The organism is Noviluteimonas caseinilytica (genome assembly GCF_018406605.1).
Taxonomy (GTDB): Bacteria; Pseudomonadota; Gammaproteobacteria; order Xanthomonadales; family Xanthomonadaceae; genus Noviluteimonas; species Noviluteimonas caseinilytica.
The window spans coordinates 247,077-270,950 of the sequence record NZ_AP024545.1 but is presented as its reverse complement, the minus strand read 5'-3'; the positions used below and the strand labels follow the sequence as shown (position 1 = coordinate 270,950).

Sequence of the window (23,874 nt, the reverse complement as noted above, 5' to 3'; positions counted from 1 at the left end):
AAATTGCATCCAGCGCAGTGATCGTGCTTTGGGCCTGCGCTTGGCTGCCGCGAGAAGCGCTTCCTGAGGTGCTGTATTGGTTCCTCTTCTGGTTCGGAGGAGTTCTCACCTTGCTACTGGTGCCAGCTCTTATCAGTTTCGTCTGGGCAGTCTGGCCGTCCGGTATCCGCGAAAGACCGCTTCTGGCCGATAGCGGACGTCAGTCTGATGCACGGTCCACTGAGAAAAATCGATGTCGATATTCACGATTGCCGCGCTTGTCTTGCTTATCGCATGCGGTTTGGTGCACATCATTTCCAGCGAGCAGGCTGCGATTTCGCTTGGGGACAAATCCGCGACCCGTGACGAACTATTTGTGCGTGGGGCAAATCGCCACTTTGGACTGCGGACAAGATTTCTGTTCCCGTGGGTTCATCCAAAGACGATGAGCGACCAGCCTGAGGGAATACGCCGGACTGTCGCGGTGGCCAGGCACAGCGCAGCGGCCACACTGGCAGCCATGGTGTTGTTCGTGGTGGCCCTGGAGCACGATACGAACACGCACACTGGAAAAGGCCTCGACCGAGCGACGCGCGGAGTCTCGACAAGCTCTGACTCCGGGCGTTAGCGAATGTCCGCTTCTGGCCGAAAGCGGACACTTGTGAATTGCTACTCTGACCCCTGTTTTTCTATGGGCTCGTGTCTCAATGTGGTATTTCGATCAAACTCCAGATACGGCAGCTCTCGTTTCCAAGTCAGTCGTGTATGACGGACATCCCATCCTTTTTGTCGCTCACGATGAGGACGATCATGGCTGGCAATTCCTGGACGGTGCGGACCCGCCGTCGGACGTTGTGGTCGTCGAAATGAGTCATCCCGTCGATATGGACCCATCGCTTCTGGACCTGGCGGACCTTCCTCCTGGCTGGTGCGCTTGGCGGGACAGCATTGACGGTCCTTGGACTCGCGAGGCATTGCCGGCTGACTAAACCTTGTAGGCCCCCAAGAGTCCGCTTCTGGCCGAAAGCCGACTTCGGCCTCCAATTGCTTCGGCACTGCGGCCTAGAATGCGCGCCACAACTCGACTCGTATCGGACGTCGAGTTCATTGGGGATGACACCGTGTTGAATTGGCGCAAGATCGCAAAGTACGCCGCCCTGTTGTTCGTCGTGCAGTGCGTGATCGGATTCATCGAGGGCTTCCTCGCGCCTGAGGTTTCGGCCAGCGTTCGCACGCACGTCGTCTCCATGATGGGCTGGAACCTGGTCTTGTTCGCCGCATGCGCAGCGGTCTTCGCGCATCTCGCCGCGCACCAGCCGCTGCGGCCCTATGTGCATGCTGGCCTCGTGTTTCTGGTCCAGGCGTGTGGCGCGATCTTGTTTTCGATGGTCATGCCGGACTGGCTCCGCGCAAGTGACCCGACAATCCTGGTGCTCCTGGCGTGGCTCGTCCTGGTGTGCGCCCTGTTGGCGGGCACAGGCATAGGCCGGAAGCTCCAGCGGCAAGCGTCTGATTGAATGTCCGCTTCTGGCCGATAGCGGACAGTCAGCAGGGCGACCGCTTCGGCCCAACGCGGACAGTTCCGTTTCCCCAGAGATCCAAGACGAGAACGGGCATATGGATGAGCACAAAAAAGTGAGCTCAGAAGCTTCGAAGCGAATACTGACAGAGTCGGATAAGGCGCTTTTCCTGTCAGCGTGGGGCGAGTTCGGCAGAACCGGTCAAAGTTCAGTCGTCTGTGACTCGTGCCGATACAGAATTGAGTTCACTCGGCATGGGACGTCGCTTTCTCACTCGTGCAAATGCGGCAAGTTCTCCGGCACGCTTCGAGGGCTGTGAAAGTCCGCTTCTGGCCGATAGCGGACACTCGTTTCGGCCCAGGCGCTGCTGAGCCTCCTGAAAATTCAGTGGCCCACCGCGCAGTGGTGCGAGTTTCACGAGGCCGGCTCCTGAAAAATAACTGCACTAAGTTATTGATTCAGCGCCAGAGTTTTTCTGCCTTCTAAGCCGGCGGTTACAGGTTCGAGTCCTGTCGGGCGCGCCAGCCTCTCAGCCCACCTTGCGTCCCAGCACGCGCTTGCTCGCGCGCCAGCCATGGAAGATGGCGGGACGGGCTTCTTCCCACGACAGTTCGCCTTCGCCGCCCACCCACAGGTCCTGGAAGATCGGCTGGACCTCGATCCACGTGTCGGAGCTGATGGGCGCCGAGGCCTCGCCCAGGCGTCGCGCGAAGGCGTAGCGCGATCCGCTGTAGTCGCCCGTGAGTTCGGCGGCCGAAAACGAACCTGTGGTGCGTACGCGTAGCGAAGCTTCCTGCATATCCGGTCGATCCTCGGGCTGTGGGGTCCTTGTGCAGGGTCAACGGCAAGCCACGGCGGAAGCGGCAATCTCCCGCGTTTTCCGGTCAATTTGATTTCGCGGGGGCGACAGTCGTGGCCGGGGCCGGCATCGAGGTGGCCGCGGATGCAGGCGCGCCTGCCTCGAACGCCTTCCGCAACTCCGCGCCCGCCAGTTGCTGCGCCTGTTTCGCCTTGTCCACCACCGCGCCCATGCCGAAGAACTCGTGCGCCACGCCGTCGTAGCGCTGCACGGTCACCGGCACGCCGGCGGCCTGCAGTTTTTCGGCCAGCTTCTCGCCGCCGCTGCGCAGCGGGTCGATCTGCGCAAGGATGATGGTGGCCGGCGGCAGGCCGGCGAGGTTGGGCTGGTCGACGAGCGAAATGCGCGGATCGGCCGCCTTGGCCGGGTCGCCGAGGTAGTTCTTCGCGAACCATTCCATCATCGGCTTGTTCAGCGGCTTGGCGTTCGCGTTCTCGAGGTAGGAGGGCGAATCCATGGCCTTGTCCGCCACCGGGTACACGAGGACCTGGTGGAGCGGGGCCTGGAGGCCCTTGTCGCGCGCGGCGATGGCGATGTCGGCGGCCATGTTGCCGCCGGCGCTTTCGCCGACCAGCGCGATGCGCTTCGGGTCGCCGCCGAGTTTCGCGGCGTTCTTCAGCAGCCATTCGTAGGCGGCGAGGGTGTCGTCGTGCGCGGCGGGGAACAGGTGCTCCGGGCCCTGGCGGTAGTGCGTGGACACGACGATCGCCTTGGCTGCGTTGGCGATTGCGCGCGGGCTTGCGTCGTAGGTGTCGAGGTCGGCAATCACCCAGCCACCCCCGTGGATGTAGAGCACTACAGGCATCGGGCCCTTGCCTTCGGGCGTGTAGATGCGGATCGGCACGGCGCCGCCCGGGCCGGGGAACGTGCGGTTTTCGACCTTCGCCACCGCTTCGGGCGTGGTCGGCTTGCCTTGCGATTCAAGCAAAGCTTTCACCGCGTCGGCGGGCGAGGGTTGCTTGCGCGCCTCCACGGCGGTGAGCGTTTCGACCGGCTTTCCGCCGAGCTTCGCGAGTTGGTCGAGGACCGCCTGCATCTGCGGATCTGCCTGCGCCTGCGTCGGAACCGCGCCGACCGTGGTCGCCGGTGCGGGTGCCGCGGTGGGTGCGGTCGTGGCGGCTTCGTCCGATCGATGGCATGCGGTGGTCGCAAGCAATGCAGCAATGACGAGCGACAGCGGATGCGGGCGAACGGACATGGGCGGCTCCGGGGGATTGGCGTCGCCCGAAGTTAGTGACGAGGTGATCGCAGCGACGTGAGAAGCGCCTGATCCCTCGCATTTGCCGCGTTTCACGCCTGCTGGCGTTCATCGGGGCGCATCCGGCGCGCGCGGCGCTTGCATCGCGGGGTGGAGTCCTGAAAAATAGCCGGCCGTTCGCGCGCTTGCGTCCGGTGCTTCAATGGTGGCTGTAGCTCAGTTGGTTAGAGTCCTGGATTGTGATTCCAGTTGTCGGGGGTTCGAGTCCCCTCAGCCACCCCACTTTCGTTTTATCGGCTGCATTGATTACAATGCGCGCCGCTCGGGCCGTTAGCTCAGTTGGTAGAGCAGTTGACTCTTAATCAATAGGTCCAAGGTTCGAATCCTTGACGGCCCACCAATCCGAGGGGCCCCTGGCGGAAACGCCAGGGGCCTTTTTCTTTCCGGAAGGGCACAATGCCGCCCACGCGAAAGTGGCGGAACTGGTAGACGCACTGGATTTAGGTTCCAGCGCCGCAAGGCGTGCGGGTTCGAGTCCCGCCTTTCGCATTCACGCGGGCCCGGTGCCCGTTGCCCGACGCGCCGGTGGCGGGCGGTCCCGACTTCGGCCAAACTACCGCGTTCCGCCGGGGGCCTCGCAGCCCCGGGCCTTCTCCCTTCAGATAAAGAGTTCCCAGCAGATGCAAGTCTCGGTCGAAACCCTTGGCAACCTCGAGCGCCGCATGACCTTCCGCCTGCCGGCGGAACGGATCGACACCCAGGTCGGCGGCCGCCTGCGCGAGATCGCGCGCACCGCACGCATCAAGGGCTTCCGCCCCGGCAAGGTGCCCACCAAGGTGATCGAGCAGCGCTACGGCACGCAGGTGCGCGCCGAGATCCTCGACGGCATGCTGCGCGAAAGCTTCGACAGCGCCATCCGCGAAAACGCGCTGCGCCTGGCGGGCAACCCGCAGATCGAGCAGAGCGCCGACGCTGCGGGCGAGGGCGAGCTGGCCTACGTCGCCACGTTCGAAGTGGTGCCGGACTTCGGCGACATCGAGGTCGAGAAGCTGCAGGTGGTGCGCAACACCGCCGAAGTGGGCGATGAAGACATCGACAAGATGATCGACAACCTGCGCATGCAGCGCCAGAGCTGGACGCGCGTGGAGCGCGGCGCCAAGGCGAACGACCTGGTCACGATGGAAAACTATTCCGAGGTCGACGGCGTGCGCCGCCCGGCCGAGGGCGCCGAGAAGGGCAGCACCGTCGTGGGTTCCAACGCGATGCTGCAGCAGCTCGAGGAAGCCGTCATCGGCATGGCGCCGGGCGACGAGAAGGACGTGGAGGTCGCGTTCCCGGAAGACTGGCGCATCACGGAATTCGCCGGCAAGACGGTGAAGGTCCACATGCACGTGCTCGAGGTGTCCGAGCCGGTGCTGCCGGAAGTCGACGGTGCGTTCATCCGCAGCTTCGGCGTCAAGTCGGGTGATCCGGACCAGTTCCGCACCGAGATCCGCAGCAACCTGGAGCGCGAGCTCAAGGGCGCGCTGATGCAGCGCCTGCGCAAGGAAGTGGGCGAGCAGCTCATCGCCGCCTACAGCCACGTCGAGATGCCGCCGCGCCTGGTCGAGAACGAAGCCCGTTCGATGGCCGCCGGCATGGTCGAGCAGGCCCGCCGCCAGGGCCAGAACTTCGACCCGGCGCCGGGCCCGTTCATGGACGCCGCGCGCAAGCGCGTGCTGGTGGCCCTGCTGGTCGGCGAGATCGCGCGCCGCAACGAGCTCAAGCTCGAGCCCAAGCGACTGAACGAGACGATGCGCCTCATCGCCAGCACGTACGAAGAGCCGGAGCAGGTCATTGAGTTGTATCGCAACGATCCCCAGCTCATGTCCGGACTGCAGAACCGCGTGATGGAAGAGCAGGTGATCGACTGGATCGCCGAGCGCGCCCAGCACACGGAGCAGGGGCTATCCTTCCAGGACGCGATCCGGCAGTAAGCTGGTCGCGCCCCTACCGAACAACAGAGACGACATGAGCCACGAAACGAAAGCCCTGAACCTCGTGCCGATGGTGGTCGAACAGACCAGCCGCGGCGAGCGCGCGTACGACATCTATTCGCGGTTGCTCAAGGAGCGGGTGATCTTCCTCGTGGGCGGCATCGACGACCACGTGGCCAACGTGATCGTCGCGCAGATGCTCTTCCTCGAGGCCGAAAACCCCGAAAAGGACATCAGCCTGTACATCAACTCGCCGGGCGGCATCGTCACGGCGGGCATGGCCATCTACGACACCATGCAGTACATCAAGCCCGACGTGAGCACGATCTGCGTCGGCCAGGCTGCCTCGATGGGCGCCCTGCTGCTCGCCTCGGGCGCCAAGGGCAAGCGGTATGCGCTGCCCAACTCGCGCGTGATGATCCACCAGCCGCTCGGCGGCTTCCAGGGCCAGGCCACGGACATCGACATCCATGCCCGTGAAATCCTGACCCTGCGCCAGCGCCTCAACGAGATCCTGTCCAAGCACACCGGCCAGGCCCTCGAAACCATCGCCCGGGACACCGAGCGCGACAACTTCAAGAGCGCCGAAGCTGCACGTGAATACGGCCTCGTGGACTCCGTCCTCGAGCGGCGCCCCGAAGACTCGATCCAGGCCGCCTGAGCCCCCTGGCCAGACAGCACTTGGAACCTATTTTGTCCGGCATGACCGGCTCGGTGGCAATCCGGGCCGCGAATGCTATTCTCGGGCCGCTTCCGAGTGGCCGCAGCAGGTGTGGGGAATGAGCGAAGACCGTCAGGGCCGATCCGGCGACAGCAACAAGATCCTGTATTGCTCGTTCTGCGGGAAGAGCCAGCACGAAGTCCGCAAGCTGATTGCGGGCCCGAGCGTGTTCATCTGCGATGAATGCGTCGAGCTGTGCAACGACATCATCCGCGAGGAACTCGAGGAGAAGGCGCAGTCGGCCCGCAGCCACCTGCCCAAGCCCCGCGAGATCCTGGACGTGCTCGACCAGTACGTCATCGGCCAGCAGCGTGCGAAGAAGACGCTCGCGGTCGCGGTGTACAACCACTACAAGCGCATCGAGAGCCGCCAGAAGAACGACGACGTCGAACTGGCGAAGTCGAACATCCTGCTCGTGGGCCCCACCGGCTCCGGCAAGACGCTGCTCGCCGAAACGCTGGCGCGCCTGCTCAACGTGCCGTTCACCATCGCCGATGCGACGACGCTGACCGAAGCCGGCTATGTCGGCGAGGACGTCGAGAACATCATCCAGAAGCTCCTGCAGAAGTGCGACTACGACGTCGAGAAGGCGCAGCAGGGCATCGTGTACATCGACGAGATCGACAAGATCTCGCGCAAGAGCGAAAACCCCTCGATCACGCGCGACGTGTCGGGCGAAGGCGTGCAGCAGGCGCTGCTCAAGCTCATCGAAGGCACCATCGCCAGCGTGCCGCCGCAGGGCGGTCGCAAGCATCCGCAGCAGGAATTCCTGCAGGTCGACACGCGCAACATCCTCTTCATCGTGGGTGGTGCGTTCGCGGGCCTGGACAAGATCATCCAGCAGCGTTCGACGGAAGCCGGCGGCATCGGCTTCGGCGCGAAGGTCAAGAGCTCCGAGCGCAAGCAGGACGTCGGCAAGATCCTGTCCGATGTCGAGCCGGAAGATTTGATCAAGTTCGGCCTGATCCCCGAGTTCGTCGGCCGCCTGCCGGTCGTGGCGACGCTCGAGGAACTCGACGAAGCCGCGCTGATGAAGATCCTCACCGAGCCCAAGAACGCGATCAGCAAGCAGTTCCGCAAGCTGTTCGAGATGGAAGGCGTCGAGCTTGAACTGCGTCCCGATGCGCTCAGCGCCATCGCGCGCAAGGCGCTCAAGCGCAAGACCGGTGCACGCGGCCTGCGCACGATCGTCGAGTCGGTGCTGCTCGACACGATGTACGAACTGCCGTCGCTCGAGAACGTCAGCAAGGTCGTCGTGGACGAGTCGGTGATCGAGCACAAGTCCGAGCCGTACCTGATCTACCAGACGCCCGCCGCCACGCCGAAGGCCGCTGGCGCCGAGTAAGCGCAACCGCCGGGCACCACCGCCCGGCGCAGCCGCCGCCCGCCCGTCGGCGGGCCCCCGGCCACGGCCGCCCGCATGGGTCGGCCGCCCCGAGCACGTTCGCCGAAGATCGCCGCCATCCGCGCGGCAAGCCGCTGTTTCACATAGCTGGCTTCGCGCGCCATCACGCTTGCACGTGCGGGCGCTTGCATCCCTTGGGCCCACGCCCCATAACCGTGGCTGCGGTCGCCCTGCGCATCGCATTGACCCGCCGGCCCGTAAGGTCTGGCACGTGCCGCACCCCTCGAACCACCTGGAGAACCCATGACCGCAACCGCCGAAACCTTCGACCTGCCGGTGCTGCCGCTGCGCGATGTCGTGGTGTTTCCGCACATGGTCATTCCGTTGTTCGTCGGGCGCGATAAGTCGATTCGCGCGCTCGACATGGCGATGGAAGCCGACAAGCGCATCCTGCTGGTCGCGCAGAAGTCCGCCGACACCGACGCGCCGGGTGCGAAGGATCTGCACGAGATCGGCACGCTCGCGCAGGTGCTGCAGTTGCTGAAGCTTCCCGACGGCACGATCAAGGTCCTCGTCGAAGGCTTGTCGCGTTCGCGCGTCACCGATGTCGAAGAGAAGGACGGCGCGTTGTCCGGCAAGGGCACCGTCGTCGATTCCGAATCCGCGCGCGAAACGCGCGAAGTCGAAGCGGTCGCGCGTTCGCTGATGTCGTTGTTCGAGCAGTACGTCAAGACGAATCGCAAGCTGCCGCCGGAACTGCTGCAGACGCTCAGCGGCATCGATGATCCCAGCCGCCTGGCCGACACCATCGCCGCGCACCTCGGCGTGCGCATGGCCGACAAGCAGAAGCTGCTCGAAACGCTGGACATCGGCGGCCGCCTCGAACTCCTCGTCGGCCTGGTCGACGGCGAGATCGACGTGCAGCAGCTCGAGAAGCGCATCCGCGGCCGCGTGAAGTCGCAGATGGAGAAGAGCCAGCGCGAGTACTACCTCAACGAACAGATGAAGGCGATCCAGAAGGAACTCGGCGAGATCGACGACGCGCCGAACGACCTGGACGAACTCGCGCGCAAGATCGCCGAAGCCGGCATGCCCAAGGCCGTGGAGGCCAAGGCGCGCGCGGAGATGGGCAAGCTCAAGCAGATGTCGCCGATGTCGGCCGAAGCCGCCGTCGTGCGCAATTACCTGGACTGGCTGCTGGGCGTGCCGTGGAAGAAGCGCACCAAGGTCCGCAAGGACCTGAAGGTGGCGCAGGACGTGCTCGACGCCGATCACTACGGCCTGGAGCGCGTCAAGGAACGCATCCTCGAATACCTCGCCGTGCAGGCGCGCGTGCAGAAGCTCAAGGGCCCGATCCTGTGCCTCGTCGGCCCGCCGGGCGTGGGCAAGACCTCGCTGGGCCAGTCGATCGCCAAGGCGACGAATCGCAAGTTCGTGCGCATGTCGCTCGGCGGCGTGCGCGACGAAGCCGAGATCCGCGGCCATCGCCGCACGTACGTCGGTTCGATGCCGGGCCGCATCGTGCAGAACCTCAACAAGGTCGGCAGCAAGAACCCGCTGTTCGTGCTCGACGAAATCGACAAGATGTCGATGGACTTCCGCGGCGATCCCTCGTCCGCGCTGCTCGAAGTGCTGGACCCGGAGCAGAACCACTCCTTCAACGACCACTACCTCGAAGTCGACCTCGACCTGAGCGAAGTGATGTTCGTGGCGACGTCCAACTCGCTCAACATCCCGGGCCCGTTGCTGGACCGCATGGAAGTCATCCGCATCCCCGGTTACACCGAGGAAGAAAAGCTCAACATCGCGATGCGCTACCTCGTGCCCAAGCAGCTCAAGGCCAATGGCCTGAAGCCCGAGGAGCTCAAGATTTCCGAGAGCGCCATCCGCGACATCGTGCGCTACTACACGCGCGAATCCGGCGTGCGCAACCTCGAGCGCGAACTGGCGAAGATCTCGCGCAAGGTCGTCAAGGAACTCGCGCTCGCCGGCCCGACCAAGAAGAAGGCCGGCGCGGTCAACGTCAGCGGCAAGAACCTCGACAAGTTCCTCGGCGTGCGCCGCTTCGACTACGGCCGCGCGGAAGCGGAAAACGAAATCGGCCTGGTCACGGGCTTGGCGTGGACGGAAGTCGGCGGCGACCTGCTGCAGATCGAATCCACGCTGGTGCCGGGCAAGGGCCAGCTGATCCTCACCGGCCAGCTGGGCGACGTCATGAAGGAATCGGCGTCGGCCGCGCTGTCGGTCGTGCGCGCGCGCACCGAGCGCTTCGGCATCGACCTGGATTTCCTGACGCGTTTCGACGTCCACCTGCACGTGCCCGAAGGCGCGACACCGAAGGACGGTCCGTCGGCCGGCATCGCGATGGCCACGGCGCTCGTGTCCACGCTCACGAAGATCCCGGTCAAGAACGACGTCGCCATGACGGGCGAGATCACGCTGCGCGGCAAGGTGCTGGGCATCGGCGGCCTCAAGGAGAAATTGCTGGCGGCCATGCGCGGCGGCATCCGCACCGTGATCATCCCGGAGGAGAACCGGAAGGACCTGGCGGACCTCCCCAAGTCGGTCACGCAGGCCATGAAGCTGGTCCCGGTGCGCTGGATCGACGAGGTCCTGGACATCGCGCTCGAACGTCCGCTGGCCCCCAGCACGGCCGGCAGCGTGGGTGGGGTGCCGGTCGTGGAGCCGGAACCGCCGGCCGCACAGCCGGACATCACGCACTGATTCTTCGTTGCCACTGAAAAACCCCGCTGGTATAACGACCCGCGTCCGCCGAAGCCGCGTCTCGCGCCAAGGCATCGTCGACCGGGGACCTTCATCGATGCGATGCGCGAAATCCGCGCATCGCACCGGGCTGTCCCGGTCCCGCAATCCAAGCGTTTCCATCCGGGAGTCAAGCAATGAACAAAGCCGAATTGATCGATGCCATCGCTGAAGGCGCCGAACTGACGAAGGCCGATGCCGGCCGCGCCGTCGACGCGGTCATCGCCGCGATCACCAAGGCCCTGAAGAAGGGCGATACCGTCACCGTCGTGGGCTTCGGCACGTTCGCCGTGCGCCAGCGCGCTGCACGCGAAGGCCGCAATCCGCGCACGGGCGAGACGATCAAGGTCGCCGCCTCGATGAACCCGGCGTTCAAAGCCGGCAAGGCGCTGAAGGATGCGGTCAACTGACGGATCCGCGCGGCCGGGTGCTTAGCTCAGCGGTAGAGCGTCTCCTTTACACGGAGAGGGTCGGGGGTTCGATCCCCTCAGCACCCACCACCTCGTCGCAGGTTTCGTTGGAAAGTTTTCACCGAAGTGTTGCATCGCGCAAAACGCGTCCTGTATGATTTCGGGCTCCGCGGAGTGGTAGTTCAGTCGGTTAGAATGCTGGCCTGTCACGCCGGAGGTCGCGGGTTCGAGTCCCGTCCACTCCGCCACTAGTTCCAGGAAAAAGCGCCCGCAAGGGCGTTTTTTTTTGCCCCGGGCCACGGGCCCGCCCACTGCCGCGCACCGCGCCGGAAGCGGCTAAACTGCGCGGCTCGCACCCAAGGCGACACCCGCAAAGATGCTGCAGAAACTCCGCGAAAAGACCTCCGGCTGGATCGCCTCCGTGATCCTGGGCCTGCTGACCATCCCGTTCGCGTTCTTCGGCGTCGAGCAGTACATGCAGGGCCGCACCGAAACCTGGGCCGCGAAAGTCGAAGCCCCGCCCACGTGGTGGGAAGGCGCGCCGACGTTCTGGCCGGCGTCCACGCTGTGGCAGCGCGAAGAAATCAGCACGCAGGATTTCCGCACGGCGTTCGAGAACGCCCGCTTGCGCCAGCGCCAGCAGATGGGCGACCAGTACGACGCGCGCGCATTCGACACGCCCGAGAACAAGCGCGCACTGCTCGACCAGCTGATCGACCGCAAGGTCCTGGAGATGGCCGCCGACCGCGCGGGCATCGCCGTGTCGAACGACCGCGTGGCGCAGGCCATCGCGACGGCGCCGGCCTACCAGGTCGACGGCAAGTTCAGCCGCGAGCGGTACCTCTTCGAACTCTCGCGCAGCGGCCAGACCGCAGCGCAGATCGAGAACGAAACGCGTCGCGAAGAGAAGGTCGCGCTGCTGCCCGAAAGCCTCGCCGAGTCCGCATTCGCGACGAAGAGCGAAGTCGATCGCCTGATCACGCTCACCGGCGAACAGCGTTCGGTCACCTACGTGCAGCTGCCGCCGGCCGCGCCCGACACCGGCCCGGTCGCCGGCAAGGAAATCGATGCGTTCTACCGCGCGCACCGCGGCGCCTACCGCGCGCCGGAACAGGTGACCATCGAATACGTCGAACTCGACGCCGCGTCCATGCCGGTGCCGCCGGCCGACGAAGCGACGCTGCGCCAGCGCTACGCCGACGAAAAGGCGCGCCTGGCCGGCCAGGAACAGCGCCTGGTCTCGCACATCCTCGTCGCCGTGCCGGCCAACGCCGATGCCGCCACGCAGAAGGCCGCCGAAGCGAAGGCCGCGAAGATCGCCGCCGACGCGAAGGTGCCGGGTGCGGATTTCGCCGCGCTCGCGCGCGCCGATTCCGACGACAACATCAGCAAGGCGCAGGGCGGCGACCTCGGTTGGGTCGGCAAGGGCGGCATGCCGTCCAAGGCGTTCGAAGACGCCGTGTACGCGATGCAGCCCGGCGAAGTGCGCGGCCCGGTCAAGACCGAGTTCGGCTACCACGTGATCCTGGTGCGCGAAGCCAAGGCAGGTTCGCAGGCTTCGTTCGAAGACATGCGCGACCAGCTCGCGCGCGAACAGGCCGACGCCGACCGCGAACACGCGTTCACCGACCTCGGCACGAAGTTCATCGATGCGGTCTACAAGAATCCCACCGCGCTGCGCGCCGCCGCCGACAGCATGAAGCTGCCGGTCAAGACGCTCGGTCCGTTCTCGCGCGGTGGCGGCGCCGGCATCGCCGGCAATGCGGCCGTGCAGCGCGCCGCGTTCCAGGAATCGGCCATCCAGGACGGCACCGCGAGCGACCTCATCGAAATCGGCCCGAACCACAGCGTCGTCCTGCGCGTCACGCAGCACCTGCCGGAGCACGACCTGCCGGTCGCGCAGGTGCGTGCGCAGATCGTGGCCGCCATCCGCAGCGAACGCGCGGCGAAGGCCGTGCAGGCCCGCGCCGACGCGATGATCGCGAAGGTGCGCGCGGGCACGCCGCTCGCGCAGGTCGCCACGGCGGAACAACTCGTCGCCGTCAACGCGCCGGAGCTCAAGCGCGGTGCGCCGATGCCGGATCCGGCGACGACCGAAGCGATGTTCAGCGTGCCGGCGCCCGCCATGGGCAAGGCCACGCCGGGCAAGACCACGCTGCGCAACGGCAGCACCGTGGTGTTCGCGGTGACGGCCGTGGTGCCGGGCCGCGCGAACGAAGCGTCGTTGCAGGATCGCCTGTTGTGGCAGCAGCAGCTGTCGCAGTGGGCGGGCACGGGCGATGCGAAGGCCTTCATCGACGACATGCGCAAGAGCATGCAGGTCGACATCGCGGAAGACCGCCTCTGATCGGTGCGGAACTTCGCGCATGAAAAAGCCCGGCGATGCCGGGCTTTTTTTTGCCGCATCGAACGCAGCGCGTTACTCGATCCCGGTCATCCCGAGGATGTTGTAACCCGCGTCGACGTACGTCACTTCGCCCGTCACGCCCGCCGCGAGGTCCGAGCACAGGAACGCGGCGACGTTGCCCACGTCGTCGATCGTCACGCTGCGGCGCATCGGCGCGTAGCTTTCGACATGGCCCAGCATCTTGCGGAAGTTGGCGATGCCCGCGGCCGCGAGCGTCTTGATCGGGCCGGCGGAGATCGCGTTGACGCGCGTGCCTTCCGGGCCGAGGTTGAGCGCGAGGTAGCGCACCGTCGCTTCCAGGCTCGCCTTCGCCACGCCCATCACGTTGTAGTTGGCCAGCGCGCGTTCGGCGCCCAGGTAGCTCAGCGTGACGATCGCGCCGTTGCGGTTGGCCATCATCGGGCGCGCGGCCTTGGCCATCGCGGCGAGCGAGTAGGCGGAGATGTCGTGCGCGATCGCGAAGTTCTCGCGCGTCAGGCCGTCGAGGAACTCGCCCTCGATCGCCTCGCGCGGCGCGTACGCCACCGCATGCACCAGGATGTCGAAGTGGTCCCAGCGCTTGCCCAGCGCTTCGAAGCACGCCGCGATCTGCGCGTCGTCGGCGACGTCCAGCGGGATCACGATGTCGCTGCCGAATTCCTTCGCCGCGTCTTCCACGCGCGATTTCAGCTTCTCGTTCTGGTAGGTGAAAGCGAGTTCGGCGCCTTCGCGGTGCATCGCTTCGGCGATGCCGCTGGCGATCGAACGCTGGCTCGCGATGCCCGTGATGAGCGCGCGTTTGCCCTGCAGGAAACCCATGGACCCTCCGGAACGTGGCACGCCGGTCGCGCCGGCGGGGGCGCTAGTGTGCCTGCGCCGCGCCTCAGGGGCCAGCCGCGGCGGCCGTGGTGGTGGGTTCGGCGTCGATCTTCAGCACCATCCCGGGTTTCAGGCGCGCGCCCTTGTCGAGCTTGTTGCGCGCGATGAGTTCGCGGGTCTCCACGCCGTAGCGCTTGGCGATCGACCACAGCGAGTCGCCGCGGCCGACGGTGTGCGAGCGCGGCGTGGCCGCCACCACGGCATTCGCAACGGGGAGCGCGACCGGCGCGGACTCGGCCGTCGGCGTCGGTACCGATGCGATCACCGTGTCGTTTGCGCGTTCCATCGGCGCCAGCACGCGCAGCGCGCGATCCGCGCGCACGATGCGACCGCCTTCGAATGCCGGATTCATGCGCCGCACGCTCGCCGCTTCCAGGCCATGCGCGCGCGACCAGTCGTCGAGCGAATGCGCATCGGCCGGCAACACCTGTGCATCGAGCAGCACGACGGGGCGATCGAGCGCATGCAACCATTCCTCGCGATCGTCGGCCTGTTCGAGCAGGCACGACAGCGCGCGGAGTTTCTGCACGTAGGCCTGCGTGATCGGCGACAGGCCGACGAGGGCTTCGGGCTTCGCGTTGCGCGCGTTCTGCCCGCTGCGGCGCAACGCACCGAGCACGCGGTATTCGCCCGCGTTGTACGCCATCACCGCCAGGCGCCAATCGCCCGCGAACATCCCGTGCAACGTCTTGAGGTAACGCACCGCGGCCTGCGTGGCATCCACCGGCGACAGGCGTCCGTCGTAACCCGCGCGCACCGGCACGTTGTGGTTGCGCGCGGTGAGCGCGATGAACTGCCACAGGCCCGCCGGCCCGCCGGGACTGCGCGCGCCGGGCTTGTAGCCGCTCTCCACGAAGGGGATCAGCGCGTATTCGGTGGGCAGGTGGGCTTCGCGCACCTTGTCGACGACGTAACCGAACAACGGCAACACGTCGTCGCGCTCGCTCGCCATGCGGCCCGGGGCGCCGGCGAAATGCGCGCGCCAGCGAGTGCTGCCGCCGCCGGCCGGGCATTGCGGATCGGCCAGGCCTTCGCGGAACAGGCGGTAGATCTCGCGGCCGCTGCGGGTGGTGGGCGTGGTGTCGGCCGCATCGAGGACGACGTCTTCGCGCGGCGGGGTTTTCGGGATCTCTTGCGCCGCACGTGCGGCGGGCGCCGCGACGAGCGCGCACGACAGGGCCAGCATTGCGCGCAAGCGCAACGTCATGCGCGGAACCCGTCTTTCCAGCGCCGCAGCCCGGCGAAGGCGTCCACGCGATCGCGCGGTGACTGCCCCACGTGGCGCGCGACGGCCGACTGCACCGCCGGCGCATCCACGCGCAGGAACGGATTGCAGGCGCGTTCGTCCGCCAGCGTGGAGGGCAGGGTGGGACGCCCGGCGAGCCACGCATCGCGTGCCGCGACGGCGCGGGCCCGCAGGGCCATGTTGTCCGGGTCGACCACCAGCGCGAACGCCGCGTTGCCCACCGTGTACTCGTGGCCGCAGCACACGCGCGTGTCGCCCGGCAGGCGGGCGAGGCGGTCCAGCGAATCCAGCATCTGCATGGGCGTTCCTTCGAACAGGCGGCCGCAGCCGAGGCTGAAGAGGGTGTCCCCGCAAAACAAGACTTGATGGCCGTGGAATGCGATGTGGCTCACGGTGTGGCCGGGAATCTCATGGACCTCGAAGACCCAGTCGTCCACCCGTGCCACGTCGCCCTGGCCCACGCGCTGCGTGGCGGTGGTGATGCGTTCGTCGTGGGGCCCAATGACCGGGATGCCGGGCACGCGCGCCCGCAATTCCGCCACGCCGCCGATGTGGTCGTTGTGGTGGTGAGTGAGCAGGATGCCGCGCAATTGCAGGCCCGCATCGATCGCCGCAAGCACCGGCGCGGCCTGCCCCGGGTCGACGACGAGCCCCGCGCCCGATGCGTCCTGGAGCATCCAGACGTAGTTGTCCTCGAACGCCGACAGCGGCCGCAATTGCATCGTGTTGAATCCGTTGCGCTTCCAGCAGAATAGGGACCATGCCGCTGCCCGGATTCCGACGTCAACCTGAACAAGTCTCGATGGCGCCCGGGCAAGGCCCGCTGGCGGGCGACTGGTTCGCGTCCCTTGCCGGGCGCGCCGTCCTCGACAGCGAAGGCGAAATCGTCCGCCAGGCCGCCCGCGAGCGCGCCGGCCAGCCGTGGCTGCGCCTGATGCCCACCGGCGGCCTGGATGCCGGCGGCGAGCGCGAGCTGGCCCTGTTCGTGGAACGCGGCGCCTTTGCCGGCCCGGTGCGGTGCGGCTTCCCGCTGCCGCTGGCCTCCGAATCCATCGGCACCGTCGTCCTCCAGCACGTCGCGGACGGCCCGGTCCTGCCGGCCGCCGCGCTGGAAGAAGCCGCGCGCGTCCTCGTCCCCGGCGGCCGCCTCTGGCTGCTGGCGCTCAATCCCCTGGCCCCGTACCGCTTCCGCTGGATGCGGCAGGGCCCGGTGGCTTCCGAACCCGTCCGCTGGCGCCGTCGCCTGCGCACCGCCGGCCTCGTGCCCGAAGCGGTGTCGCAGGGCGTGGGACCGCGCTGGGACATCCTTCCGAACGCGACCCTCCAGCAGGGCGCAGGTTTGCGTGCCGCCTATCTGTTGCGCGCGGAGAAACGCTTGTACCCACTCACCCCGATCCGCCACCGCCCCAGCATGCGCCTGCAGACCGGCGCCACCGGCGCGTCCGGCGCATGACCGCCGCCACCCCCGACCCGAAGCTGGTCGAAGTCCACACCGACGGCGCGTGCCTCGGCAATCCCGGCCCCGGCGGCTGGGCCGCGCTGCTGCGTTGCCGCGGCAAGGAACGCGAAGTCTCCGGCGGCGAGGCGCACACCACCAACAACCGCATGGAGTTGATGGCCGCGATCGTCGGCCTGGAAACCCTCAGCGAACCGTGCAACGTCGTGCTGACGACCGACTCCCAATACGTGCGCCAGGGCATCTGCGACTGGATGCCGAACTGGGTGCGTCGAAACTGGAAGACAGCGGGCGGCGATCCGGTCAAGAATCGCGACCTGTGGGAACGCCTGCACGCGGCCGCTTCGCGCCATCGCATCGACTGGCGCTGGGTGAAGGGGCACAGCGGCCATCCCTACAACGAACGCGTCGACCAGCTGGCGCGCGAGCAGGCCATCAAGTTCAAAGAGATGACACCGCAATGAGGCAAGTCGTCCTCGATACCGAAACCACCGGCCTGTCCTGGGACAAGGGCAACCGCGTCGTGGAAATCGGGTGCGTCGAACTGGTGGAACGCCGCCCCACGGGCCGCACGTTCCAGCGTTACCTCAAGCCCGATTGCATGTTCGAACCCGGCGCGCAGGAAGTCACCGGGCTCACGCTCGAGTTCCTCGCCGACAAGCCGGCGTTCGAGGACGTCGTCGAGGAATTCCTCGCCTTCATCGACGGCGCGGAACTCGTGATCCACAACGCGGCGTTCGACCTGGGCTTCCTCGACTACGAACTCTCGCGCATCGGCGCGCACCTGGGGCGCGTGCGCGATCGCTGCAACGTCGAGGATTCGCTCGAACTCGCGCGCCAGCGCTTCCCGGGCCAGCGCAATTCGCTCGACGCGTTGTGCCGGCGGCTGGGCGTGGACAACTCGCACCGCCAGTTGCACGGCGCGTTGCTCGATGCGCAGCTGCTGGCCGAGGCCTACCTCGCGCTGACGTCGGGGCAGGGCGAGATCGTGCTGGCCGCGGTGGAAGACGCCTCGCGCGCCGCGATGGTCGCCGAGTTCGCCGCCACCGGCGGGCCGCGTCCGCGCATCACCGCGACCGCCGAAGACCTGGCCGCGCACGACGCGCGCCTGGCGCAGCTGCGCAAGAAGGCCGGCCGCACGGTGTGGGATGCCTTGCTGGAAGAGGCCTCGCCGGCGGAAGCGCTGCCGGCCTGAGGCCAGGGTCCGGCGTCAGTTGCGCCGGACCAGGACCACGGTGACGTTGTCCGAACCGCCGCCATCGAGCGCGGCGGCGACCAGCGTGTCCACGCATTCCTGCGCGCTGCAGTCGTCGTGCCCGAGCACGTGGGCGATGTTGCGGTCGTCGACTTCCTCGGTGAGGCCGTCGCTGCACAGCAGCAGCTGCATGCCCGGGCGCAGTTCGCCGGTCATGGTTTCCACGTTGAGCTGGGTGGGATCGGTGACGCCCAGTGCCTGCGTCACCACGTTGCGATGCGGATGGCTGCGCGCCTGCTCGGTGGTGATGGCGCCCTGCGCGATCAGTTCCTGCACGTAGCTGTGGTCCTGCGACAACTGGGCCAGCTGGCCTTCGCGCCACAGGTACACGCGGCTGTCGCCGACCCACGCCACTTCGAAGCGGTTGCCGTTGACGCGCGCGGCCACCACGGTAGTGCCCATCGGCAGCGCATCGTTGCGGCGGCGCGAGGCGCGGATGATTTCCTCGTCGGCGATCCGGATGGCCTGCGCCAGCGGAGTGCCGTCGCGGACTTCGCGGACGATGGTCTCGCGGGCCAGCGCGCTGGCGACCTCGCCGTATTCGTGGCCGCCCATGCCGTCGGCCACCAGCCAGAGCCCGAGCTCGCTGTCGCCGTAATACGTGTCCTCATTGAGCTCGCGGCGGAGACCGACGTGCGTGAGGTGGCCGAATTCGATCATGGACATGCGATGTCAGCGCCGGACCGGAGTGGACTTCCCGGGGGATAACGGCACGATCGTTGCGAACCGGCCGTGAGCGGGGGCGGTCAGGGGGCTGCCCCGGTGCGGTAGTCGGCGTAGGACTTCTCCTCGACGTAGGCCGAGCCCAGCGCCAGGTTGATGTCCTTCTTGATGCGCGCGCGCTCGTCGTTCTCGAAATAGACGGCGCGTGCGAGCCGGATGAATTCCTCGTCGAAGGCCTGCCGGCTTTCCTTGACCCGGATCTCGTCCTCGATGTCCCAGAGCCGCTCGTTGACGGCCTTCAGGTCGGCCCGGAGCTTGGCCACGTCGCCGCCGGCGGCGGGGTGGACCATCCAGGTCTGTTCCAGCGCCGACAGCTCGTTGCGCACGTTGGCCAGCTTGGCCGGATCGCGCATGCGTTCGGACTTGATCTGCAGGATGGCGATCTTGTCGAGCAGCTCGCCGTAGGACACCGGGACCAGGAGTTCGGACATGGCGCGACCGTGTGGGAGGGGGCCGACAGTGTAGCCGCGCCTTGTCCCGCCGCGCGTGCCCCCGTATCATTCGCGGCCCCGCTGTTCGAACGAACACACCCGGAGAGGTGGCAGAGCGGTTGAATGTACCTGACTCGAAATCAGGCGTGCGTTTATAGCGCACCGAGGGTTCGAATCCCTCCCTCTCCGCCAGTTGCATGCACGAAGGCCCGCCGATGCGCGGGCCTTCGTGTTTTCGGTGCCTTATGATGCGCGCGCGCCGGCGAGCGGTCCGGTTCAGGGGATTTTGATGCGATTTCTGGCGGCGGCGATCCTGGCGATCGCTTCGATGGGCTGCGCGCACGCGGCCGAACCGATCATCACCACGTTCGCGGGCGGCGGCACGGGCCCTGCGATCGGCGACGGCGGTCCTGCAACGCAGGCCGTGCTCACCGGACCCGTTGCGCTCGCGGTCGATGCCGCCGGCAACGTGTATGTCGCCGATTCCGGCTTCGCCGCGCGCGTGCGCAGGATCGATGCGGTCACCGGCATCATCACCACCGTGGCCGGCAACGGGCAGCCGGACAACACCGGGGCCACGAAGGAAAACGTGGCCGCCACCAGCGTCGCGGTGTCCGCGAATGCGCTGGCGTTCGACGCGGCGGGCAACCTCTATCTCTCCAGCTACAGCCGCGTCCGCAAGGTCACGCCCGCCGGCATCATCACGACGGTCGCAGGCACGGGCGTGGGCGGGTTCAGCGGCGACGGCGGCAAGGCCACTGTCGCGAAGATCGGCAAGGTCGTCTCGATCGCATTCGACCGCCAGGGCGCGATGTACCTGGCCGACGGCAACTACCGGATCCGCAAGGTCGACCTCAACGGCAACATCAGCACCATCGCCGGCACGGGCGCCTTCGCCTATCCGCCGATCGGCAACGGCGGCCCGGCGATCGCCGCGACGGTCACGCCCGACGACATCGCCTTCGACCGCTACGGCAACCTGCTGGTCATCGACGACAAGGCGCAGATCCGTCGCATCGGCAAGGACGACGGCATCATCCGCGCGGTCGCGCCGCGCGACGCACGCGATGGCTACGTTTTCCGCAACGATCCGATTGCCTGGCAGTCGGACCAGTTGCTTCCGAGCGCCATCGCGGTCGACGCCGCCAACAACCTCCTCGTCGCCAATTACGCCAACTTCGTGCGCATCATCGGTGCCGACGGCGCGCAGGCGACGTTGGCCGGCGTGTTCAACGATTCCACCTTCGAACCCTTCGGCGCCAGCAGGGGGTTCGGCGGCGACGGTGGTCCGGCGTCGCAGGCCCTGTTCAATGACCTGGTGGACATCGCGATCGATCCGTCCGGCAACGTCTACGTGCTCGACCAGAGCAACAACCGCATCCGGAAGATCACGCCCGGCTACGCGGCGCCGCACAAGCCGGCGGGCGTCGACGCCTTTGCGACGTACTGGCGCATGGATCTCGGCACGTGGGTTGCATCGGCGGCGATCGCGGACATCGACGGCGACCGCCGGCTGGACGTGGTCTTGCGGACGGAGTCCTGGGCGACGCCGGGCATCGAACCCACCCAGCCGAACGACAACAAGCTGCTGTGGTTCCAGCAGGGCGCGGACGGTCGGCTGGTGTACCGGCAGTCGGTGGCGCTGCCGGAGCCGCGGACCTTTTCGGATGGCCCGATCGCCACCGACCTGGACCACGACGGCAACGCCGACCTGCTGGTGGTGACCAACTACGGGATCGCGGTGTACCGCGGCACCATCGCGGGCATCGCGTCGCAATCGACGACCTGGACCGGGTTCCCCAATGCCACCGTCCCGAACGGCGTCGCGGCCGCGGACATGGATCGCGACGGGCACATGGACGTGGTCGCTTTCCTGTACGGCGATCCGGAAGGCGGCAGCTCGCCGTTCTATCGCTGGGCGATCGCCGTGTTCCATGGCGACGGAAAGGGCGGCTACTCGAGCAAGGGCGAATTTCCCTATCAGGCGAGTGGCAGGCCGCGCGTGCGCGACGTCAACCATGACGGCTGGCCCGACATCGTCTCGATGTTCCAGGACGTGGGCCAAGCCAACGGCATTGCCCAATACGACAGCGGCCTGCGCATCTTCCTCAACGACGGCACGGGCGGGTTGCGTCCTCCCTTCGAAGTCCGCACGGGGCGGCCGTATTTCCGGGATGACCTCGCCATCGGGGACTTCGACGGCGACGGGCTCCTGGATTTCTACGTCGCCCGCGACGCGAACAGCAATGGCCTGTCCGGCGGTGAGTTCGGCGCGGAGTACGCGCATTTCCGTGAACTGCCTGGCGGCGCGATCGTGTACGACGGGTCGCGTCGTGCCTTCGACTCCCCGACGAACATGGAGGTCGGGGATTTCAACAACGACGGCATGGACGACATCGTCGTGCTCCACGACGGGTGGGAATCGATCGGACTGATGCAGCAAGCCTTCCGGGCCGACGGTTCGCGTTTCCTCGACGAAGAGGTCAAGTACTGGATCGGTTCGCGCAACATGCCGTCGGACTACGCCATGGACACCGGCGACATCAACAGCGATGGCTGCCGCGACGTTGCGCTGGCCGACAGCGTGTTCAACTTCGAAGTGCTGTACGGCACCTGTCGCCATGTCGTCGAAGGGGCGAAACCCAAGCGACCGCCGCAGGTGCGCCGCAAGTCCGCGCCGTTGTTGCCGGGGCAGATGGACGACGCCACCGTCGATGCATCGCCGGCATCCACGGTCGATGCCGTGTGGGCCGCGTCGCAGAAGGTCGCGCGCATGGCATGGCAAAGCACGATGGGGACGGTGCGCGCAATGCTCGCTTCGCCGGTCCCGTGGCCGCTCGCGCTGGGTTGGACGGCGACGCAGCGGTAAGACGCCGCGTCCGGGCGGCTCACACCCGCCCGGCGCGCCGGTCGGCGAGCAGCCGTTCGAACGCCGCGATCGCGTCGTCCACCGTCACCAGGTCCATCACCCCGGGGTGTTCGATCTTCGTGCCCCAGCGCAACGCCTCGGCCGGCTTGCCGAGGAAGCGCTGCGCCGCGTCGTCGTAGCGATCCACGCAATAGCGCTTGTCCGAATACGGACCACTGCGCTTCGGGTTGCTCGCCGCATGCAGGCCGAGCACCTTCGTGCCCATCGCGTTGGCGATGTGCATCGGGCCGGAATCGGGCGTCACCACCAGGTCGGCGCGCGCGAGCAACGCGGGCAATTGCTTCAGCGTGTCCCTGCCCACCAGGTCCAGCGCGGGCGAACGCATCGTCGCCAGGATTTCATCGGCGGTCGCGCGTTCCAGTGCACTGCGCCCGCCGCACAACACCACGCGCCAGCCACGCGAGACTGCATGGTCGGCGAGCGCGGCATGGCGATCGGCGCGCCAGTTGCGCAACACGTGGCTCGAACACGGCGAGATCACCAGCGTCGGCGTGCCGTCGTCGGGCCATTGCGCGCGCGCCCAGTCGTGCGCCGCGTGCGGCACGGGCAGGTGCCAGGCCACTTCGTCCTGCACGATCCCCAGCGGTTCGCAGAAGCTGCCCATCGCATCGAGCACGTGGATGCCGGGGCGGTCGGGGATGCGTTCGTTGACGAAGTAGCCGTGCAGGTCCTTCGATCGCGATTCGTCGTAGCCGATGCGCCGCGTGGCCGGCACGAAGGCCGACAGCACGTTCGCGCGCAACGCCACCTGCATCTGCAGCAACGCATCGAAGGTGCGGCCACGCAGCGCGCGCCGCAGCTTCAGCATGCCGGGCAGGCCGCTGCGCTTGTCATAGACGATGAACTCCACCCCCGGCAGCCCTTCGAGCAGCTTGTATTCGCCGCCGCCGATCACCCAGGTCAGCGCCGCGTCGGGCCAGGCCCGCTGCAGGGTGCGCACCAGCGGGACCACGTGCGTCACGTCGCCGAGCGCCGACAGGCGCAGCAGGCAGAGCGATCGTGGCGGGGTGGGTGGCGTGGGCACGTTGCTTGCTAGACTCGGCCGGACATGGTCGCGTTCGACGCCAACGAAAACCTGACGCCGTTCCGCGAAGGAATGGGATACGGGGCGATTCTGTTCGACCGCACGCAACTGCGGCAAGTCGAACCGGATTGGTTCGACCCCGGGCACTGGGGCGACCAGGCGCGCGCGGTCAGTTCCGGCGGCCGTGGCGCCGCCTGGTTCGTCGACGGACCCTTCGGGGGCGCGGTGCTGCGCCATTACCTGCGCGGCGGGCTGGCCGCGCGGGTGAGCCGCGACCGCCACCTGTGGCGCGGCACGCACCGCGTGCGCAGCTTCGCCGAATTCCGCCTGCTGCGCGCCCTGCTCGAACGCAAGCTGCCGGTTCCGCGCCCCATCGCCGCCTCTTACGTGCGCAAGGGCCACCGCTACCGGGCGGCGATCCTGCTCGAACGCATCGACCACGTGCACTCGCTGGCCCACCGCGCCAACATGCCCGGGGAAGACGCCCCCTGGGAATCGGCCGGCCGCCTCATCGCGCGCTTCCACCGCGCCGGCCTCGACCATGCCGACCTCAACGCGCACAATCTGTTGTTCGACGACGCAGGGAAGGGCTGGATGATCGACCTGGACCGCAGCGTCATGCGCATCCCCGCCACGCGCTGGCGCGAAGGCAACCTGGCGCGGCTGCGCCGGTCGCTGCTCAAGGATCGCGGCGCGCGCGAGATCGCGCAGGTCGACGCCGAATTCGCACGCCTGCGCGCAGCCTACGACGCCCAATGGGACAAGGGGTACTGA

The 23,874-nt window shown here is 67.1% G+C and carries 20 protein-coding genes and 6 tRNA genes; 18 read left to right on the top strand and 8 right to left on the bottom strand.

Annotated features, from left to right (window positions below):
* Positions 1 to 1,046: 1,046 nt before the first annotated feature.
* Complete coding sequence (locus LYSCAS_RS01425) at positions 1,047 to 1,496, top strand: hypothetical protein (RefSeq protein WP_213435268.1); 450 nt, start codon at positions 1,047 to 1,049, stop codon at positions 1,494 to 1,496.
* Positions 1,497 to 2,028: 532 nt separating this feature from the next.
* On the opposite strand, the gene LYSCAS_RS01420 is transcribed toward LYSCAS_RS01425, so the two are convergent.
* Together LYSCAS_RS01420 and LYSCAS_RS01415 are read right to left on the bottom strand one after the other, a co-directional pair.
* A complete protein-coding gene (locus LYSCAS_RS01420) occupies positions 2,029 to 2,298 on the bottom strand; it encodes a hypothetical protein (protein WP_213435267.1) in 270 nt (89 codons plus the stop codon).
* An 85-nt stretch (positions 2,299 to 2,383) separates the two neighbouring features.
* On the bottom strand, positions 2,384 to 3,556 hold the full coding sequence (locus LYSCAS_RS01415) for an alpha/beta hydrolase (RefSeq protein ID WP_213435266.1): 1,173 nt from the start codon (positions 3,554 to 3,556) through the stop codon (positions 2,384 to 2,386).
* Positions 3,557 to 3,761: 205 nt separating this feature from the next.
* Here LYSCAS_RS01415 and LYSCAS_RS01410 point away from each other — a divergent pair.
* From LYSCAS_RS01410 to LYSCAS_RS01360, 11 genes are all read left to right on the top strand, one after another.
* Positions 3,762 to 3,838 (top strand) — tRNA-His (locus LYSCAS_RS01410).
* Positions 3,839 to 3,880: 42 nt separating this feature from the next.
* Positions 3,881 to 3,956 (top strand) — tRNA-Lys (locus tag LYSCAS_RS01405).
* A 67-nt stretch (positions 3,957 to 4,023) separates the two neighbouring features.
* Positions 4,024 to 4,105: transfer RNA gene (locus LYSCAS_RS01400), tRNA-Leu, on the top strand.
* A 131-nt stretch (positions 4,106 to 4,236) separates the two neighbouring features.
* Positions 4,237 to 5,532 carry a trigger factor gene (tig, locus tag LYSCAS_RS01395; RefSeq protein ID WP_213435265.1) on the top strand — a complete coding sequence of 432 codons (1,296 nt, stop codon included), beginning with the start codon at positions 4,237 to 4,239 and terminating at the stop codon, positions 5,530 to 5,532.
* 34 nt (positions 5,533 to 5,566) lie between these two features.
* Entirely contained in the window at positions 5,567 to 6,193 is a 627-nt protein-coding gene (clpP, locus tag LYSCAS_RS01390) for an ATP-dependent Clp endopeptidase proteolytic subunit ClpP (protein WP_213435264.1), read from the top strand.
* A gap of 118 nt (positions 6,194 to 6,311) precedes the next feature.
* A complete protein-coding gene (clpX, locus tag LYSCAS_RS01385; protein ID WP_213435263.1) occupies positions 6,312 to 7,598 on the top strand; it encodes an ATP-dependent Clp protease ATP-binding subunit ClpX in 1,287 nt (428 codons plus the stop codon).
* A gap of 303 nt (positions 7,599 to 7,901) precedes the next feature.
* Positions 7,902 to 10,322 carry an endopeptidase La gene (gene lon, locus LYSCAS_RS01380; protein ID WP_213435262.1) on the top strand — a complete coding sequence of 807 codons (2,421 nt, stop codon included), beginning with the start codon at positions 7,902 to 7,904 and terminating at the stop codon, positions 10,320 to 10,322.
* 176 nt (positions 10,323 to 10,498) lie between these two features.
* A complete protein-coding gene (locus LYSCAS_RS01375; RefSeq protein ID WP_213435261.1) occupies positions 10,499 to 10,771 on the top strand; it encodes an HU family DNA-binding protein in 273 nt (90 codons plus the stop codon).
* Positions 10,772 to 10,786: 15 nt separating this feature from the next.
* Positions 10,787 to 10,861 (top strand) — tRNA-Val (locus LYSCAS_RS01370).
* 81 nt (positions 10,862 to 10,942) lie between these two features.
* Positions 10,943 to 11,019: transfer RNA gene (locus LYSCAS_RS01365), tRNA-Asp, on the top strand.
* Between the two features lie 128 nt (positions 11,020 to 11,147).
* Positions 11,148 to 13,118, top strand: coding sequence for a SurA N-terminal domain-containing protein (locus tag LYSCAS_RS01360; RefSeq protein WP_213435260.1), 1,971 nt, complete (start codon positions 11,148 to 11,150; stop codon positions 13,116 to 13,118).
* A gap of 72 nt (positions 13,119 to 13,190) precedes the next feature.
* Here the strand turns inward: LYSCAS_RS01360 and LYSCAS_RS01355 are convergent, their stop codons facing one another.
* From LYSCAS_RS01355 to gloB, 3 genes are all read right to left on the bottom strand, one after another.
* Positions 13,191 to 13,976: an enoyl-ACP reductase FabI gene (locus LYSCAS_RS01355; protein WP_213435259.1), complete on the bottom strand. Its 786-nt coding sequence runs from the start codon at positions 13,974 to 13,976 to the stop codon at positions 13,191 to 13,193.
* A 64-nt stretch (positions 13,977 to 14,040) separates the two neighbouring features.
* Entirely contained in the window at positions 14,041 to 15,243 is a 1,203-nt protein-coding gene (locus LYSCAS_RS01350; RefSeq protein ID WP_213435258.1) for a lytic transglycosylase domain-containing protein, read from the bottom strand.
* Entirely contained in the window at positions 15,240 to 16,004 is a 765-nt protein-coding gene (gene gloB, locus LYSCAS_RS01345; RefSeq protein ID WP_213435257.1) for a hydroxyacylglutathione hydrolase, read from the bottom strand. The genes LYSCAS_RS01350 and gloB overlap by 4 nt, the downstream gene beginning before the upstream one ends.
* An 80-nt stretch (positions 16,005 to 16,084) precedes the next feature.
* Here gloB and LYSCAS_RS01340 point away from each other — a divergent pair, with 80 nt between their 5' ends.
* From LYSCAS_RS01340 to dnaQ, 3 genes are read left to right on the top strand one after another with little or no spacing between them, the layout of a single operon-like run.
* Positions 16,085 to 16,735, top strand: coding sequence for a hypothetical protein (locus LYSCAS_RS01340; RefSeq protein WP_213435256.1), 651 nt, complete (start codon positions 16,085 to 16,087; stop codon positions 16,733 to 16,735).
* Entirely contained in the window at positions 16,732 to 17,202 is a 471-nt protein-coding gene (rnhA, locus tag LYSCAS_RS01335) for a ribonuclease HI (protein ID WP_213435255.1), read from the top strand. The genes LYSCAS_RS01340 and rnhA overlap by 4 nt, the downstream gene beginning before the upstream one ends.
* A complete protein-coding gene (gene dnaQ / locus LYSCAS_RS01330) occupies positions 17,199 to 17,933 on the top strand; it encodes a DNA polymerase III subunit epsilon (protein WP_213435254.1) in 735 nt (244 codons plus the stop codon). The genes rnhA and dnaQ overlap by 4 nt, the downstream gene beginning before the upstream one ends.
* A gap of 15 nt (positions 17,934 to 17,948) precedes the next feature.
* Here the strand turns inward: dnaQ and LYSCAS_RS01325 are convergent, their stop codons facing one another.
* Complete coding sequence (locus tag LYSCAS_RS01325) at positions 17,949 to 18,653, bottom strand: PP2C family protein-serine/threonine phosphatase (RefSeq protein WP_213437481.1); 705 nt, start codon at positions 18,651 to 18,653, stop codon at positions 17,949 to 17,951.
* A gap of 86 nt (positions 18,654 to 18,739) precedes the next feature.
* Positions 18,740 to 19,147: a DUF6165 family protein gene (locus tag LYSCAS_RS01320; RefSeq protein WP_213435253.1), complete on the bottom strand. Its 408-nt coding sequence runs from the start codon at positions 19,145 to 19,147 to the stop codon at positions 18,740 to 18,742.
* Positions 19,148 to 19,248: 101 nt separating this feature from the next.
* On the opposite strand from LYSCAS_RS01320, the gene LYSCAS_RS01315 reads away from it, so the two are divergent.
* A tRNA-Ser gene (locus LYSCAS_RS01315) sits at positions 19,249 to 19,339 on the top strand.
* Positions 19,340 to 19,436: 97 nt separating this feature from the next.
* On the top strand, positions 19,437 to 22,016 hold the full coding sequence (locus tag LYSCAS_RS01310) for an FG-GAP-like repeat-containing protein (protein WP_213435252.1): 2,580 nt from the start codon (positions 19,437 to 19,439) through the stop codon (positions 22,014 to 22,016).
* Positions 22,017 to 22,035: 19 nt separating this feature from the next.
* On the opposite strand, the gene LYSCAS_RS01305 is transcribed toward LYSCAS_RS01310, so the two are convergent.
* Entirely contained in the window at positions 22,036 to 23,100 is a 1,065-nt protein-coding gene (locus tag LYSCAS_RS01305) for a glycosyltransferase family 9 protein (RefSeq protein WP_213435251.1), read from the bottom strand.
* A gap of 24 nt (positions 23,101 to 23,124) precedes the next feature.
* Here LYSCAS_RS01305 and LYSCAS_RS01300 point away from each other — a divergent pair, with 24 nt between their 5' ends.
* Positions 23,125 to 23,874, top strand: coding sequence for a 3-deoxy-D-manno-octulosonic acid kinase (locus LYSCAS_RS01300; RefSeq protein ID WP_213435250.1), 750 nt, complete (start codon positions 23,125 to 23,127; stop codon positions 23,872 to 23,874).